The sequence below is a fragment of the Paraburkholderia sp. BR14312 genome (genome assembly GCF_040948675.1).
Taxonomy (GTDB): domain Bacteria; phylum Pseudomonadota; class Gammaproteobacteria; order Burkholderiales; family Burkholderiaceae; genus Paraburkholderia; species Paraburkholderia nodosa_A.
On record NZ_JBFPKI010000014.1, the window covers coordinates 111,438 to 127,775 of the forward strand.

The window sequence follows — 16,338 nt, forward strand, 5'->3', positions numbered from 1 at the left end:
CTTGAGTCGTTACTGGAGTGACATCGTCGACCGGCTCGTGCCCTACGTGCCGGGCGAGCAGCCCGCGCTCGCGAAACCGGTCAAGCTCAACACCAACGAGAATCCGTATGCGCCCTCCCCGCGCGTGCTCGAAGCGATCCGCCACGAACTGGGCGAGACGGGCGAGTCGCTGCGCCGCTATCCCGACCCCGTCGCGAAGCGTCTGCGCGCCGCCGTGGCCGCGCATCACGGCATCCGCGCGGAGCAGGTGTTCGTCGGCAACGGCTCGGACGAGGTGCTCGCTCACGCCTTCCAGGCGCTGCTCAAGCACGACGAGCCGATCCTCTTTCCCGACATCACCTACAGCTTCTACCCGACCTACGCGCGGCTCTACGAGGTCGAGTACCGCACCGTGCCGCTCACGGAACAGTTCACGATTCGCGTCGACGATTACCGCCAGCCCAATGGCGGCGTGATTTTCCCGAATCCGAATGCGCCCACGGGTCACGCGCTGCCGCTCGCGGAAATCGAGCGGCTTGTCGCGGCGAACACGGAATCCGTGGTGGTGATCGACGAAGCGTATGTGGATTTCGGCGCCGAGTCGGCGATTGCGCTGATCGACCGCTATCCGAACCTGCTGGTCGTGCACACCACTTCGAAATCGCGCTCGCTCGCGGGCATGCGCGTGGGCTTCGCGTTCGGCCACCCCGATCTCATCGATGCGCTCAACCGCGTAAAGGACAGCTTCAACTCGTACCCGCTCGACCGCCTGGCACAAGCCGCCGCGACGGCCGCTTACGAAGACGGCGAGTGGCTGAAGACCACGAGCGCGCGCGTGATCGCCAGCCGCGATCGCCTGACGGCCGCGCTCACGGCGCTCGGCTTCGACGTGGTGCCTTCGGCGGCGAATTTCGTGTTCGCGACGCATTCTGCGCACGACGCGGCGGCACTTGCGGCCAAACTGCGCGAAAAGGAGATCTTCGTGCGCCATTTCAACGCGCCGCGCGTGAGACAGCATCTGCGTATCTCGATCGGGACGGATGCCGAGTGCGACACGCTTATCGACGCATTGAAGGCCATCGTCGCGTAAGAAGACGGCGGGATGAAATAAAAAACGCGCCAGTTGGCGCGTTTTTTACTTTCCGCAGAATTGCGCGATTCAGGCGTGGTTCTTCGCGGCCGTCAGCGCGTGGTACTTCTGCATCAACTGCTCGGGCGACTCGACATGCTCCGGATTCTTGGGAATGCACTCCACCGGGCACACCTGGATGCATTGCGGCTCATCGAAATGGCCGACACATTCGGTGCACTTCTTCGGGTCGATCACATAGATTTCCGGGCCCATCGAGATCGCGTCGTTCGGGCACTCGGGCTCGCACACGTCGCAATTGATGCACTCGTCGGTAATCATCAGGGCCATGCTGTTCTCACTTCCCGCCGGCGCGAAGGCCGGCTCACACGTTGCTTAGCCCGACAGTTTACGCTGCTTTGGCCGGGCGTTCACACCTTCGTAACCGGGGCGCCCATCGAGGCCACCTTGTCCTGCAAGCGCTTTTCCACGGACGGAAACACGAACTTGCTCACGTCGCCGCCCAACTGGGCGATTTCGCGCACAATCGTGCCCGAAATGAACTGATACTGGTCCGATGGCGTCATGAACATCGTCTCGACGTCGGGCAGCAGGTAACGGTTCATGCCCGCCATCTGAAATTCGTACTCGAAGTCCGACACCGCGCGCAGGCCGCGCACGATCACGCGTGCGTTGTTGGTGCGCACGAAGTCCTTCAGGAGCCCCTTGAAGCTCATGACCTGCACGTTCGGATAGTGGCCGAGCACCTCGTGGGCAATCTCGAGCCGCTCGTCGAGCGAGAAGAAAGGCTTCTTGTTGCGGCTGTCCGCAACGCCGACTACCAGCGTGTCGAAAATGCTCGACGCGCGCCGCACGAGATCTTCGTGGCCGCGCGTGAGCGGGTCGAAGGTACCGGGGTACACGGCGACTACCATGAGGCTTCTCCTCTCAACAGAAATGGGGCGCAATGCAGTGCCGTGGCGACGCATGCGCACGTGCGTGCGTGACGGCCAGGCCGCCCGCCGCTTCTTATCGAACGCGCATTATTCCTCATTTTCGCGCTGCAGCAAATGATAGTGAACGGCGCCGGCCCGGCCCTCGCGCACCACGCTCCAGCCCGCCAGCGCGGGCCGCGCAGCTGGATCGATACGCTCACCTGACTCCACGTAAAGCCAGCCGTCCGGGGCGACGAGCGGCGCAGCCAGTTCGAGTGAGCGCTCGAGCAGCGCGGTGTCGCCGAACGGGGGATCGAGGAACACTACATCGAACGAGCCTGGCGCGAGATTGGCCGCGAGACGCAGTGCGTCGGCTTCTGCGATTTCGATCATGCGCGCGCCAAGGCGCGCCTGGTTCGAGCGCAGTTGCGCGGCGGCGCGCGCGCTGCGCTCCACCATCACGACGCGCGCGGCGCCCCGCGAGGCCGCTTCGAAGCCGAGGCCGCCGCTGCCCGCGAAAAGGTCGAGGCAACGCAGACCGTCGAGACGCTGGCCAAGCCAGTTGAATACGGTTTCGCGCACGCGATCGGGGGTCGGACGCAAACCGTCGAGGTCGAGCACCGGCAGCGGCGTGCGCTTCCAGTCGCCGCCGATGATGCGGATCGTGTGCGCACCGCCGCCGCCACGTGCGCGGGGATCGGGCTGATGGGTGCGGCCGCCTTGGCCACGTGAAGGTGAGGAACGGGTCATGCGTTGGGTCGTACCGCTGCGTGCATTTGACCGCTGGCACTCAACTTGCCGGCGGAACTCGACTGTGGGGTTCGACGCTTTCGCATCGCGCCCTCCAATGCGCGCACGTTACCACAGGGGCGCGCAGGTGCCGCGTGCGCGCCGCAACGCTCCCACGGCGATGCCGCAGCGACTCCAGCTAACGCGCCTGATAAAATGCCATGTTTTCCGCGCGTTACCTCTTCCATGCTGTCGCTGACCGCCCCTCGGTCCGACCCGCAGCGCGCCTGACCCACCCCAGACCATGTTCAGTTTCTTCAAACGATTCCGCGGCTCGAAGGACGCCGAGAACGCGCCGGCCGAGAATGCGCAGGACGAAGCCACTCTCGAGGCGCCGGACGAGGCCGTTGATGAGGCCGTTGATGAGGCCGCCAGCGCGCCGCACCAAACGTCGCCCGCGCCCTCCGCTCCACCGGCCGTGACCGCTCCGGTCGAGCCGCAGCAAGCCGTCGACAATGACGACGAACCGGAAACCGTCGAGATTGTCCCGCCGCCCGCGCTCGAGCCCGAAGCCAGGCAATCGTGGCTCAAGCGCCTGAGGTCGGGGCTCTCGAAAACCGGCTCGAACATCCAGAGCATCTTCGTCAACGCGAAGATCGACGACGATCTCTACGAAGAGCTCGAAACCGCGCTGCTGATGTCGGATGCGGGCGTCGACGCGACCGAATATCTGCTCGAAACGCTGCGCCAGAAGGTACGCGCCGAGCGCCTGACCGACGCACAGCAGGTGAAGAACGCCCTGCGCGAGCTGCTCATCGGCCTGCTCAAGCCGCTCGAGAAGTCGCTCATGCTCGGCCGCGCGCAGCCGCTCGTGATGATGATCGCGGGCGTGAACGGCGCGGGCAAGACCACCAGCATCGGCAAGCTCGCCAAGCATCTGCAAAGCTTCGACCAGAGCGTGCTGCTCGCCGCCGGCGACACGTTCCGCGCCGCCGCGCGCGAACAGCTCGCCATCTGGGGCCAGCGCAACAACGTGACGGTCGTGCAGCAGGAAAGCGGCGATCCGGCAGCGGTGATCTTCGACGCCGTGAGCGCCGCGCGCGCGCGCCGCATCGACGTGGTGATGGCCGACACCGCTGGCCGCCTGCCCACGCAATTGCATCTGATGGACGAGCTGAAGAAGGTCAAGCGCGTGATCGGCAAGGCGTTCGACGGCGCACCGCACGAGGTGGTGCTCGTGATCGACGCGAACACGGGCCAGAACGCGCTCGCACAGGTCAAGGCCTTCGACGACGCGCTCGGCCTCACCGGCCTCATCGTCACGAAACTCGACGGCACCGCCAAGGGCGGCATCCTCGCCGCAATCGCGCGGCAACGCCCGGTCCCCGTGTATTTCATCGGCGTGGGCGAAAAGGTCGAAGATCTGCAGCCGTTCGTGGCCGAAGAATTCGCCGACGCGCTGCTTGGCAGCTGATAGCGCGCAATTACCCGGCTTTAGATGGACGAAGGGCGTCGTTCTCACGAACGACGCCCTTTTCATTGTCGCGGCGAGTGCAAACCGGTCATGCGCTCACTCCGTGTCCGGCTGCACGCCCGGCGCGGCGCGCGCGAACGCGTCGAGCGTGAGCGCGTAGTCGTTGATGCGCTGAATGGTCGGGTAACGCGTCGTGTCGATCTTGAAGCGGTTCGCGTTGTAGACCTGCGGCACGATGCAAAGATCGGCGACGGTCGGCGTGTCGCCGAAAGCGAGCTTGCCGGTGCGCGGATCGCTGGCGAGCCGCTGTTCGAGCGTCGCGAAGCCCGCCTCGATCCAGTGGCGGTACCACGCGTCTTTCGTCGCGTCGTCGGCGCCTACGGTGTGCTTGAGGTACTTGAGCACGCGCAGGTTGTCCACCGGATGAATCTCGCACGCCACCTGCAGCGCGAGCGAGCGCACATGAGCGCGATCGATGGGCGACTTCGGCAGCAGCGGCGGCTCGGGATGCGTCTCTTCCAGATATTCGATGATCGCGAGCGACTGCTGAAGCGTGTGCCCTTCGTCGTCGACGAACGACGGCACGATCGCATCGGGATTCACCTGGCGATAGGCGGGCTTGAGCTGCTCGCCGCCGTCGCGCACGAGGTGAACCGGGACGTACTCGTACGACAGGTTCTTCAGATTCAGCGCAATTCGCACCCGATACGATGCCGAACTGCGGAAATAGCTGTAAAGCTTCATGCTCCTCTCTTGCTCCTCTTGAATCGTGATGCGGCGCGCGCCGCTCAGACGACCCGCACGGCGAATTCGCCGATTCCTGCCACACCGCCCGTCATCAGATCGCCCTTGACCACGGCGCCCACGCCTTCGGGCGTGCCCGTGTAGATCAGGTCGCCGGCCTTGAGTTCGAACAGCGTCGAAAGGAACGCGATCGTGTCGGCAACCGGCCAGATCATCTGCGAGATATCCGAGCGCTGTTTCTCCTCGCCGTTGACTGCGAGCCAGATTTCGCCCTTCTCGAGCTGGCCGATCTTTGAAACCGGATGGATCGGGCCGATCGGCGCCGAATGGTCGAAGCCCTTGGCCGTATCCCACGGACGACCGAGCTTCTTCGCCTCGCCCTGCAAGTCGCGGCGTGTCATATCGAGGCCGAGCGCGTAGCCAAACACGTGGTCGAGCGCGCTCGCGACCGGAATGTCCTTGCCGCCTTTGCCGATTGCCGCGACGAGTTCCATCTCGAAGTGCACGTTCTGCGATTGTGCGGGGTACGGAAATTCGGCGGTCGAGCCCGGTGCAACGTAGAGCACGGCGTCGGCGGGCTTGGAGAAGAAGAACGGCGGTTCACGGTTCGGATCGTGGCCCATCTCGCGCGCATGCGCTTCGTAGTTGCGGCCAACGCAATAGATGCGCCGCACCGGGAAACGCGTGTCGGTGCCTGCCACCGGCACCGAGGCGAGTGCCGCCGGTTCGAATACGTACGTCATGGAGTTCTCCGTCTTTGTGATGGCGCGTGCACGAAGCACGCGTGCCTGTCGATCGCGCGGCTTGCGCCGTCAGAACAATCGCGAGTGTAACGCGCGGCGGTGGGCGTGCGCGGCGGCGTCTTCACGCGGTCGGCCGGGCGTGGCCGGCGAGGCACCGCGTGCTCGTGCGATACTTGCCGCATCCCCATTTCAATACGACGGCGGCCCTCGGCACGCCGTCGAACGAACCGCGCCCATGACCACCGCCGACTCCACCGACATCTTCCCGTGCGCCCGCTTCATCAAGGAGATCGGCCGCGGACCGCACGGCGCTCGCTCGCTCTCGTCCGAAGACACGCACGCCCTTTACGCCGCCATGCTCGACGGCCGCGTGCCCGAGCTGGAGCTAGGCGCGGTGCTGCTCGCCTACCGCCTCAAGGGCGAAACCGCGGATGAGCTGGCCGCCATGCTCTGCGCGGCGCACGCCTCGTTCGCGCCGCTCGCGGTGCCGCGAGGCGACTATCGGCCTGTGTCGATCCCAAGCTACAACGGCGCGCGCAAGCAGCCGAATCTCGTGCCGCTGCTCGCCTTGCTGCTCGCGCGCGAAGGTGTGCCGACGCTCGTGCACGGCGTCGTGACCGATCCGGGTCGTGTCACGAGCGCGGAAATCTTCGCGGCGCTGAATCGTCCCGAAGCACGCGATCACGCCGAAATCGAGGCGCAACTGGCGTCGGGCCGCGTGGCGTTTTCGTCGATCGACACGCTCGCGCCCAAACTCGCGCGCCTGCTCTCGATGCGCCGGCGCATGGGCGTGCGCAACTCCACGCATACGCTCGTGAAGCTGCTGCAGCCGTTCGCGGAGCCGGGCCTGCGTCTCGTGAACTACACGCACCCGCCGTACCGCGAAAGCCTCAGCGCCCTCTTCGCGGCTCATCCGGAAGCGGCGGTGGGCGGCGCGTTGCTCGCGCGCGGCACTGAGGGCGAAGCCGTCGCCGATACCCGCCGCCAGGTGCAGGTCGACTGGCTGCACGACGGCATCTGCGAAACGCTGGTCGAACCGGAGCGCTCGTCGCCCGGCGCGCCCGAAATCGATCTCCCCGAAGGCCGCGATGCACCGACTACAGCCGCCTGGATCGACGCCGTGCAGCGCGGCGAAGCGCCGGTGCCGGTTGCGCTCTCGCGCCAGATCGAGACGATCAAACGCATCGCGAAGCGCTGACGATCGAACCCGAAAACCCGGCGCTCAAGCCGCCGAGGGCCGCGCGGGGCGGGCGACGCGCGTGGTCCGCCGCAAGCGTATCGGCGCGCTTCATCGGCCATCTTCACGCATCTTCATGCGCCCAACCAGCAAATTCGCTGTTGACACGCGCAGCCGCCCTGATTTACATTGAACGAATGCGTTCCTACCCGAACACCCTCCGAATTACCTTCGGCCGACTATCGGCCCTATCGCTACGCCTGGCCTAAAGCTGGTGTAGCGCCGCAACGACCCCTCCTCCGGTCACCGCGGTCCTCCCAAAGCAGTTCTCGCAGTACCCCAAATCCGCTGTATCTCTACAACTTGTCGTCTGCATTCGTCCGCTTACCGTTCGGACGAGGCGCGAGGTCAAAATGCACGTTGCATGGGCATCGTTCACGTCCGCTTTCGCCGCGCCGGTTACCGCCGTCACCGTGGCCGTCTTCTTCGCGTCCGAGGTTGCCGCCCGTACGCGTGAGGTTTCGCGCATCGTGCTCCGTCGCCAGCCCGCCAACCGCCCGCTGCCGACCACCATCGCAAACGACACCATGAAGAACGAGGCTCGTCATGTTGCGTAATCCCGCCGAGAAGTACCGCCCCTTCCCCGCCATCCGATTGAACGGCCGCAAATGGCCCGCGCGCACCGTCGAGCGCGCGCCGATCTGGATGAGCACCGACCTGCGCGACGGCAACCAGTCGCTGATCGAGCCGATGAGCATCGAGCAGAAGACCGAATTCTTCGAAATGCTCGTCGCGATCGGCTTCAAGGAAATCGAAGTCGGCTTTCCGTCCGCTTCGCAGACCGACTTCGATTTCGTGCGCAAGCTGATCGACGAAAAACGCATTCCCGACGATGTGACGATCGAAGTGCTCGTGCAGGCGCGCGAAGAATTGATTGCACGCACGTTCGAAGCGCTCGAAGGCGTGCCGCGCGCCATCGTCCACCTCTACAACGCGATCTGCCCGTCGTTCCGCAAGATCGTGTTCGGCCAGTCGAAGGAGGAAGTGAAAGCGCTCGCGGTCGAAGGCACGCGCATCATCCGCGCACACGCCGACAAGAACCCGCAAACGCACTGGATTTACCAGTATTCGCCCGAAACCTTCAGCATGACCGAGCTGACCTTCGCGCGCGAAGTCTGCGACGCGGTGGCCCAGACGTGGCGCCCGACGCGCGATCACAAAATGATCGTGAATCTTCCGGCGACCGTCGAAGCGGCGATGCCCAACGTCTACGCCGACCAGATCGAGTGGATGGACCGCAATCTCGCGTACCGCGACAGCATCGTGCTGTCGGTGCATCCGCACAACGACCGCGGCACGGCGGTGGCCGCCGCCGAGTTGGCGCTGCTCGCGGGCGCGGACCGGATCGAAGGCTGCCTGTTCGGCAACGGCGAGCGCACCGGCAACGTCGATCTCGTCACGCTCGCGATGAACCTCTACACCCAGGGCATCGACCCGGGCCTCGACTTCTCGGACATCGACGCCGTGCGCCGCGTGGTCGAGCGCTGCAACCAGTTGCCCGTGCATCCGCGTCATCCGTATGCGGGCGACCTCGTGTTCACGGCGTTCTCGGGCTCGCACCAGGACGCGATCCGCAAGGGCTTCGCGCAGCAGCAGCCCGACGCCGTCTGGGAAGTGCCGTATCTCCCGATCGATCCCGCCGACCTCGGCCGCAGCTATGACGCGGTGATCCGCGTGAACAGCCAGTCGGGCAAGGGTGGCGCGACTTATCTGCTCGAGCGCGGCATGGGCTTCACGCCGCCGCGCCGCGTGCAGATCGAGTTCAGCCACGCCGTGCAGACCGTCGCCGATACGTCTGGCGAAGAGATCACGGGCGATGCGGTCTGCGCACTGTTCGCGCGTGAGTACTTCGAAACGCGCGGGCCGGTTGCCAACGCCGGTTCGGGTCGCGTGCGCTGGGAAGGCCGTGATGTGGCCATGCCGGCTGCCACGAGCAGCGATGAGGCACATGCGCAAGCTGTGGCCGCCGCCATCGCGGCAATCGCCGGCGAGCACATTGAAATCACGTCGTTCGAGACTGGGCGCACCTCGCAGGGCGGTACGGCCGTGTTCGTCGGCGCGCGCGTGGGCGGCCAGCCGCTGCGCCACGGCATCGGCGTGGGCGAAGACGCGGTCCATGCGTGCGTCGCGGCAGTGGTCAGCGCGGTGAACCGCGCGACGTGGCCGCAAGTGGATCGGCGCGCGGCGGCCTGACGCCTTTCGCGCGTGTCGCGCGCTGTGCGCGAAGCAGTTTGGCCTTTCGCGCGTGTCGCGCGCTGTGCGCGAAGCAGTTTGGGTTTCAGCAGGGAAATCGGCGGCATTGTTGAGCGCCGGCGGCAAAACGGGCCGCCGGCGTGCGCCTGAAGCGCCTACACGGCGTTTCAGCGAGCGGACTTACCGGTCGTCACTCGATCGCGCAACGCGTCGCCTGCCATGCGAGCAGACGCCAGTGGCCCCCTTCCTGCGTCTGGATCGCCGTATAGGCAATCGGAAAGAGCAGCGCACCGTTGTTCGCTTCCATCTCGATCAACACGCGGCCGGAGACCACGCAGGCCTCGTTGCCCGCGTGCAGCACGTCCTGCGACTGGATCTCGATCTGGCGGTAGCGGCGGCGGCCGGCCGTGATCGCGTCGATGAACTGCTGCTTGGTCTCGCGTTTGCCGTTGGTGTGGACGAAGGTCGCGTGATCGGACAGCAACTGGTCCAGCGACGTGCCGTCGCCGTCGACCATCGCGCGAAAGCGCTCGCGCTCAAGTCCGCGAATCGCATCGATCAGTTTTGCCGCCATCGCTCGAGCCCCTTGCGCGTTGGCCCGCGCCTGAGCGCAGATCTCCGCCGAAGATTTCTGCATACGTCTGGCTGAAATTTATACCAGGTTTTGGCACAAGGATACTTGCGATCAAAGACATCGCCTCCATTTATGGTGGATACGCCACGCGCCCGGTGAGAACTGCGCCTGGCGTAACGACATCTCCGCGGCCGCGCCCGGATGTCGCAGCGCAGCACTTTCCGCTTTATCCGATGTCTATTTCTCAGATTGTGTGACAAGGTCCTGGCGCTGCGCGGCCCGTCGAACGTCGCTGATTTCACCCCTTATTTCCCGCGCACTTCGCGCCGGACGCTGTCCCGTTCTAGAGTGTTCCTTCGGCCTGCCCCTTCGCAGGCCTGCGCCGGGCGCTGGGCCCCGCCCTGCTTGATTGCCGGCGTTTAATGTAATCTATCGATACAACCATTTCGATAGGAATCAAGGAACCTTGAAGCCCCTACAGACTCCAAGTATTAGCACTCGGGGATTCAGAGTGCTAACATCCACCGTGGAGTCGGTGTCTGACTTTCGCAAGATTCCTGAGGAGTTCGCTACGTGAGCAACGCAATGACCATGACCCTTCCGAGTACGCGGAGCCCGTCGTCGGCCAAGGCCGGGGGCTCATTGGCGCTCGCGAATGCTTCCCTGTTGCCCGGCCAGCTGGGCAACATCGACGCTTATATTCAGGCCGTGAACCGGATCCCGATGCTGACGCCACAAGAAGAGCGTCAGTTCGCGACCGAGTTTCGCGAGCAGAACAATCTTGAAGGCGCGCGCCGCCTGGTGCTGTCGCACCTGCGCCTCGTGGTGTCGATCGCGCGTAATTATCTCGGCTATGGCCTGCCGCACGCCGACCTGATCCAGGAAGGCAACATCGGCCTGATGAAGGCCGTGAAGCGCTTCGACCCCGAGCAGAACGTGCGCCTGGTGTCGTACGCCATGCACTGGATCAAGGCTGAGATCCACGAATACATCCTGCGCAACTGGCGCATGGTGAAGGTCGCCACGACAAAGGCGCAGCGCAAGCTGTTCTTCAACCTGCGCAGCCACAAGCAGGGCCTGCAGTCGTTCACGCCGGAAGAAATCGACGGCCTCGCGCAGGAACTGAACGTGAAGCGCGAAGAGGTCGTGGAGATGGAAACGCGCCTGTCGGGCGCCGACATCGCGCTCGAAGGCCAGACCGAAGACGGCGAGGAGTCGTTCGCCCCGATCGCCTGGCTCGCCGACTCGCACAGCGAGCCGAGCGCCGTGCTCGCCGCACGTTCGCGCGACCGCCTGCAGTCGGACGGCATTGCGAGCGCGCTGGAAGCGCTCGACGCACGCAGCCGCCGCATCATCGAGGCGCGCTGGCTCAACGTGGACGACGATGGTTCGGGCGGCTCGACCCTGCACGAGCTGGCCGACGAGTTCGGCGTTTCGGCCGAGCGCATTCGCCAGATCGAGGCGAGCGCCATGAAGAAGATGCGCACCGCCCTCGCCGACTACGCGTAAGCGTCGCCAGGTCTCACCGCCGGCACACCGAAAACCCCGTTCCCGCGAACGGGGTTTTTCTTTTGCGCGCACCACACGCTGCGCACCTTCGCACCGGCCTCGCTGATTCCACCCTAAGATGATTTCGAGGTGGTGAGCCAGAGGCCGCGCCGCGGTCTGGCCTCGTAACGCGTTCGAGGGCACCCGTCGCCATGATCCCGGCATCCGGTCAACGCCAGCGCACATCGTCGCTGCTGCGCACGCGCATCCTCCAGTGGATGCGCGGCCCCACCTTCGCGCGCGATATTGCCCTCGTTCTCGCCGTCAAGCTCGTCCTCTTGATGGCGCTCAAATACGCGTTCTTCAATCATCCGCAGGCAGAAGACATGAACATGCCGCCTGCCGCTGTCGCGCAGGCCATCCTGGCCGTGCCCGAGTCTACGGCGCTCAAGCCGTCAGTGTCCCAATCCCCGACCATGCCGCCCCCGCGAGGAGACCGTCATGCCCACGATTGAATCGGTGGAACTCTCGCGTCTTCAGTTCGCCATCACCGCGCTCTACCACTTCCTGTTCGTGCCCCTCACGCTCGGCCTCTCATGGCTGCTCGTCATCATGGAGTCCGTCTATGTGATGACCGGCAAGGAGATCTACAAGGACATGACGCAGTTCTGGGGCAAGCTCTTCGCCATCAACTTCGCGATGGGCGTCACCACCGGTCTCACGATGGAGTTCCAGTTCGGCACCAACTGGTCGTACTACTCGCACTACGTGGGCGACATTTTCGGCGTGCCGCTCGCCGTGGAAGGGCTCGCGGCGTTCTTCCTCGAATCGACCTTTGTCGGGGTGTTTTTCTTCGGCTGGAATCGCCTGTCGAAAGGCGCACACCTCTTCACCACGTTTCTCGTCGCGCTCGGCTCGAACCTCTCGGCGCTGTGGATTCTCATCGCCAACGGCTGGATGCAGAACCCCGTGGGTGCGTCGTTCAACTACGAAACCATGCGCATGGAACTCACCAGCCTGTTCGCGGTGATCTTCAACCCCGTCGCGCAGGTGAAGTTCGTGCACACGGTTTCGGCCGGCTATGTGACGGCGTCGATGTTCGTGCTCGGCATTTCGTCGTGGTACCTGCTGCGCCGGCGCGACGTCGAGTTCGCGCTGCGCTCGTACGCGATCGCCGCGGGCTTCGGCCTTGCGTCCACGCTATGCGTGCTGATCCTCGGCGACGAATCGGGCTACACCGACGGCGTGGTGCAGCAGGTCAAGCTCGCCGCCATCGAGGCCGAATGGGAAACCGCGCCCGCCCCCGCGCCGTTCACGCTATTCGGTTTGCCTAACCAGAAGGAAGAGCGCACCGACTACGCGATCCGCATTCCCTGGCTGATGGGCATCATCGCCACGCGCTCGATCGACACGCCCGTGATCGGCCTGAAAGACCTGATGGGCCGCGCCGAAGTGCGCATCCGCAATGGCATGCTCGCCTACGCCGCGCTGCAAAAGATGAAGGAAGGCACCGCCGACACCGAAACGCGCGACGTGTTCGAGGCGCACAAGGCCGATCTCGGCTACGGCCTGCTCTTGAAGCGGTTCACGCCGAACGTGGTCGACGCGACCTCCGGCCAGATCAGGGCCGCGTCGCGAACCGCGATTCCGGCCGTCGCGCCGGTGTTCTGGTCGTTTCGCGTGATGGTGGGTCTCGGCATCCTCTTTCTCGTGACCTTCGTACTCGCGTTCTGGTTCTGTGCGCAGCGCTCGCTGCTCAAGGACAGCCGCCGCTGGTTCCTCGGCTGGGCGCTCGTGGCGATTCCGCTGCCGTGGCTCGCCGCCGAGTTCGGCTGGGTCGTCGCGGAAACCGGCCGCCAGCCGTGGACCATCGCGGAAGTGCTGCCCACGCGTCTTTCGGCTTCGAGCCTCGCACCCGGCGACGTGATGCTGAGCATCGCGGGCTTCGTGATCTTCTACACGCTGCTCTTCATCATCGAGATCACGCTGATGTTCAAGTACGCGCGCCTCGGGCCTTCGTCGCTGCATACCGGTCGCTACTTCCACGAGCAGACGGCCGCGCTGGCCACCAGCGGCAAGGTCTCGTGATCGCTGCAAGACACCGAAAGACGCGAGGAAACACGCCATGGACTACGCAACGCTCAAGTTGATCTGGTGGGTGCTGATCGGCGTGTTGCTGATCGGCTTCGCGCTCACCGACGGCTTCGACATGGGTGCGGCCGTGCTGCTGCCCTTCGTCGGCAAGACCGACGAGGAGCGCCGCATCGTCATCAACGCGGTCGGCGCGACGTGGGAAGGCAACCAGGTGTGGTTCATCACGGCGGGCGGCGCAATGTTCGCCGCGTGGCCGCTCGCCTATGCGGCGTCGTTCTCGGGCTTCTACTTCGCGATGCTGCTCGTGCTGTTCTCGCTGTTTTTCCGTCCCGTGGGCTTCGACTATCGCGGCAAGCGCGTCGATGTGAGATGGCGCCAGGGCTGGGACTGCGGTCTTTTCATCGGCGGCTTCGTGCCGGCGCTCGTGTTCGGCGTGGCGTTCGGCAATCTGCTCCAGGGCGTGCCGTTCGCCTACGACACGGACCTGCGCGTGACGTATCACGGCAGCTTCTTCGCACTCCTCAATCCGTTCGCGCTGGTTTGCGGGCTGGTGAGCCTCTGCATGCTCACCGCGCACGGCGCGGCGTTCCTGAAGAGGAAGACCGATGGCGTCGTCGCCATGCGCGCCTCGAAGGCGCTACGGCTTTTCTCGGCGCTCACGATCGTGTTGTTTCTCGTGGCGGGCGCGCTCGTGGCGACGCTCATCGGCGGCTATACGATCACGTCGCCGGCGCCGCTCGATACCGTGGCCAATCCACTCCTGAAGCGTGTCGATTCGGGGCCAGGGCTCTGGCTCGCGAACTACGGGCTTTATCCGTGGATGGCGCTCGCCCCTTCCGTGGGCGTGCTCGGCGGCGTGCTCGCATTCGCACTCGCGGGCTCGCGCTTCGAGCGGCTCGCGTTCGTGAGCACGGGGCTGCAGATCGTCGGCGTGATTCTGACTGCGGGCTTTTCGATGTTCCCGTTCATCATGCCCTCCTCGCTCGACCCGCGTTCGAGCCTCACCGTCTGGGACGCAACCTCGAGCAAGATGACGCTCGAGATCATGCTGGTGGCCGTCATCATTTTTCTGCCGATCGTGCTCGCCTACACGGCGTGGGTCTATCGCGTGATGCGCGGCAAGATCACCGCCAGCGCGATACAGGACAACCACCATACGCTGTACTGAGCGCCCAGGCGACTGAGCGGCGCTGGAAACGAAAACGCCGCGGCAGGTGCCGCGGCGTCTTTCACAGGCATACAGCGAATCGATTACGCCGGCTGGAGCGCCAGCTCGCGTGCGTAACGCGGCGCGGCGTCGCCGACCACGATGTGCAGCGTATCCGCCGAAGTCCACACCGCGTCGAGCGCGCCGAGCTTCTCGCGATCCACGGCCGCCGGGTCGCGCACGATCACGCGCAGGCGCGTGGCCGCCACCGCGTCGAGCGAAACGATATTGGCAACGCCGCCGAACACCGCGAGCCAGCGCGACGGATTCGGATCGAGCGGGCCATGCGCGATATCTGCGCTCGCGCTCGCCTGAGCAGCCAGAACAGCCTGAGCCGCAGGCTGCGCCGCGGGAGCCGCCTTGCCAGCCGCGGAACCGCCGCGGGCGATCTCTCCGCGAATCTCATCGGCGATGATGTCCGCTTCCGGCCCGATGACGACCTGCACGCTTTCGCCGCCGCGCTTGAGCACGCCGCGTGCGCCGATCGCCTTCAACGCCGGCTCGGAAACATGCGCGGGATCGGCCACCGTGAGACGCAGACGCGTCGTGCAGGCATCGACCACCTTGAGGTTGGCCGCACCGCCCAGCGCATCGATGTAACGCGCCGCACGCGAAAGCGATGCCGCCGCCGCGCCGCCGGCTGCCACCGCAACGCCCGACATCGACGAGGCGATTGCCGTATCGCCCGCCGAAGCTTCACGGCCCGGCGTGGGCAGATTGAAGCGGCGGATGAAGAAGCGGAACAGCCCGTAGTACACGACCGCATAGACCGCGCCGAGCGCAATTGCATACCAGCCGTGCGTGGAGAGCCCGTAGTTCAGCACGTAGTCGATCGCGCCGGCCGAGAAGGTGAAGCCGAGCTTGATGCCGAGCAGCGAGCAGATCGCGAGCGACAGACCCGTGAGCACCGCGTGGATCGCGTAGAGCACGGGAGCGAGGAACATGAACGTGAACTCGATCGGCTCGGTCACGCCCGTGAGGAACGAGGTCAGCGCCATCGAAAACAGCAGGCCGCCCACCATCGCGCGCTTGTCCTTCGGCGCTTCGTGCAGCATCGCGAGACACGCTGCCGGCAGGCCGAACATCATCACCGGGAAGAAGCCGGCCATGAAGCTGCCCGCCGTTGGGTCGCCCGCGAAGAAGCGGTGCAGGTCGCCCGTGACCGCCGCACCGCCGGCTGCCGGCGTGAACGAGCCGAACACGAACCACACGAGCGAGTTGAGGATGTGGTGCAGACCCGTGACGAGCAGGAGCCGGTTGAGCAAGCCGTACACGAAGGTGCCGATCGCGCCCGCCGTGGTGAGCCAGTGGCCGGCGGTGTCGATCACGCCCTGCACCGGTCCCCAGACGTAGCCGAACGCGATACCCAGCGCGAGACACGTGAGCCCCGTGACGATCGGCACAAACCGTTTGCCGCCGAAGAACGCGAGGAACTCGGGCAGCTTGATGTCCTTGAAGCGGTTGTACAGCATGCCCGCGACGACGCCGGCCACCACGCCCGACAGCACGCCCATGTTGAGCTTGTCGTTGATGTCCTTCATCACGGCGGTCTGGACCAGATAGCCCAGCGCACCCGCGAGGCCGGCGACGCCGTTGTTATCCTTGGCGAAGCCCACCGCAATGCCGATCGCAAACAGCAACGGCAGGTTATCGAAGATCGCGCCGCCCGCGTCGGCGATGATCTTGATGTTGAGCATGTCGGCCTGGCCGAAACGAAGCAGGATGCCGGCGACCGGCAGCACTGCGATGGGAAGCATCAGCGCGCGGCCGAGGCTTTGAATCTTGAGAAACGGATTGCCATCCATTGAACTGCCTCCAGTCTCTATCTCTTGCTTGACGTGTGTGGGTGAGAGAAGCCGGCGCGCGATCGCT

16 protein-coding genes are annotated in these 16,338 nt (G+C 65.1%); 9 read left to right on the forward strand and 7 right to left on the reverse strand.

The features are described 5' to 3' along the window. The first annotated feature begins 1 nt into the window (after window position 1). A complete protein-coding gene (hisC, locus tag AB3X98_RS33235) occupies window positions 2-1,069 on the forward strand; it encodes a histidinol-phosphate transaminase (RefSeq protein WP_368605853.1) in 1,068 nt (355 codons plus the stop codon). Between the two features lie 69 nt (window positions 1,070-1,138). Here hisC and AB3X98_RS33240 read toward each other — a convergent pair whose 3' ends face one another. The 3 genes from AB3X98_RS33240 to rsmD all read right to left on the reverse strand — a co-directional run bounded on the left by AB3X98_RS33240 (window position 1,139) and on the right by rsmD (window position 2,733). Further along, window positions 1,139-1,399: a YfhL family 4Fe-4S dicluster ferredoxin gene (locus AB3X98_RS33240; RefSeq protein WP_368605852.1), complete on the reverse strand. Its 261-nt coding sequence runs from the start codon at window positions 1,397-1,399 to the stop codon at window positions 1,139-1,141. Between the two features lie 80 nt (window positions 1,400-1,479). After that, window positions 1,480-1,983, reverse strand: coding sequence for a pantetheine-phosphate adenylyltransferase (gene coaD, locus AB3X98_RS33245; protein WP_069264884.1), 504 nt, complete (start codon window positions 1,981-1,983; stop codon window positions 1,480-1,482). Between the two features lie 108 nt (window positions 1,984-2,091). Continuing rightward, window positions 2,092-2,733, reverse strand: coding sequence for a 16S rRNA (guanine(966)-N(2))-methyltransferase RsmD (rsmD, locus tag AB3X98_RS33250; RefSeq protein WP_368605851.1), 642 nt, complete (start codon window positions 2,731-2,733; stop codon window positions 2,092-2,094). A gap of 283 nt (window positions 2,734-3,016) precedes the next feature. Between rsmD and ftsY the strand changes: the two genes are divergently transcribed. Beyond that, entirely contained in the window at window positions 3,017-4,186 is a 1,170-nt protein-coding gene (gene ftsY, locus AB3X98_RS33255; RefSeq protein WP_368605850.1) for a signal recognition particle-docking protein FtsY, read from the forward strand. Window positions 4,187-4,282: 96 nt separating this feature from the next. Here the strand turns inward: ftsY and maiA are convergent, their stop codons facing one another. After that, window positions 4,283-4,930 carry a maleylacetoacetate isomerase gene (gene maiA, locus AB3X98_RS33260; RefSeq protein WP_368605849.1) on the reverse strand — a complete coding sequence of 216 codons (648 nt, stop codon included), beginning with the start codon at window positions 4,928-4,930 and terminating at the stop codon, window positions 4,283-4,285. A gap of 44 nt (window positions 4,931-4,974) precedes the next feature. Then, the gene (locus AB3X98_RS33265) at window positions 4,975-5,673 is read right to left on the reverse strand and encodes a fumarylacetoacetate hydrolase family protein (RefSeq protein WP_342949527.1); all 699 of its coding nucleotides are present in this window, start codon (window positions 5,671-5,673) and stop codon (window positions 4,975-4,977) included. Window positions 5,674-5,908: 235 nt separating this feature from the next. On the opposite strand from AB3X98_RS33265, the gene ybiB reads away from it, so the two are divergent. From ybiB to leuA, 3 genes are all read left to right on the forward strand, one after another. Further along, complete coding sequence (ybiB, locus tag AB3X98_RS33270; RefSeq protein ID WP_368605848.1) at window positions 5,909-6,871, forward strand: DNA-binding protein YbiB; 963 nt, start codon at window positions 5,909-5,911, stop codon at window positions 6,869-6,871. Between the two features lie 392 nt (window positions 6,872-7,263). After that, window positions 7,264-7,467 carry a hypothetical protein gene (locus AB3X98_RS33275; RefSeq protein ID WP_342949529.1) on the forward strand — a complete coding sequence of 68 codons (204 nt, stop codon included), beginning with the start codon at window positions 7,264-7,266 and terminating at the stop codon, window positions 7,465-7,467. Further along, window positions 7,457-9,103 (forward strand): 2-isopropylmalate synthase, encoded by a 1,647-nt coding sequence (leuA, locus tag AB3X98_RS33280; RefSeq protein WP_368605847.1) that lies wholly within the window; start codon window positions 7,457-7,459, stop codon window positions 9,101-9,103. Before AB3X98_RS33275 ends, leuA begins: the two co-directional genes overlap by 11 nt. A gap of 190 nt (window positions 9,104-9,293) precedes the next feature. Here leuA and AB3X98_RS33285 read toward each other — a convergent pair whose 3' ends face one another. Continuing rightward, window positions 9,294-9,677, reverse strand: coding sequence for a nuclear transport factor 2 family protein (locus tag AB3X98_RS33285; protein ID WP_028201838.1), 384 nt, complete (start codon window positions 9,675-9,677; stop codon window positions 9,294-9,296). Window positions 9,678-10,250: 573 nt separating this feature from the next. On the opposite strand from AB3X98_RS33285, the gene rpoH reads away from it, so the two are divergent. The 4 genes from rpoH (at window position 10,251) to cydB (ending at window position 14,427) form a co-directional block, all read left to right on the forward strand. Continuing rightward, complete coding sequence (gene rpoH / locus AB3X98_RS33290) at window positions 10,251-11,186, forward strand: RNA polymerase sigma factor RpoH (RefSeq protein WP_368605846.1); 936 nt, start codon at window positions 10,251-10,253, stop codon at window positions 11,184-11,186. Between the two features lie 191 nt (window positions 11,187-11,377). Next, window positions 11,378-11,680, forward strand: coding sequence for a cytochrome oxidase putative small subunit CydP (gene cydP / locus AB3X98_RS33295; RefSeq protein WP_342949531.1), 303 nt, complete (start codon window positions 11,378-11,380; stop codon window positions 11,678-11,680). Further along, on the forward strand, window positions 11,667-13,253 hold the full coding sequence (locus tag AB3X98_RS33300; protein ID WP_069264906.1) for a cytochrome ubiquinol oxidase subunit I: 1,587 nt from the start codon (window positions 11,667-11,669) through the stop codon (window positions 13,251-13,253). Before cydP ends, AB3X98_RS33300 begins: the two co-directional genes overlap by 14 nt. Before the next feature lie 37 nt (window positions 13,254-13,290). Then, complete coding sequence (gene cydB, locus AB3X98_RS33305) at window positions 13,291-14,427, forward strand: cytochrome d ubiquinol oxidase subunit II (protein WP_342949533.1); 1,137 nt, start codon at window positions 13,291-13,293, stop codon at window positions 14,425-14,427. Between the two features lie 83 nt (window positions 14,428-14,510). Here cydB and nagE read toward each other — a convergent pair whose 3' ends face one another. Next, the gene (gene nagE, locus AB3X98_RS33310) at window positions 14,511-16,271 is read right to left on the reverse strand and encodes an N-acetylglucosamine-specific PTS transporter subunit IIBC (RefSeq protein ID WP_368605845.1); all 1,761 of its coding nucleotides are present in this window, start codon (window positions 16,269-16,271) and stop codon (window positions 14,511-14,513) included. Window positions 16,272-16,338: the final 67 nt, after the last annotated feature.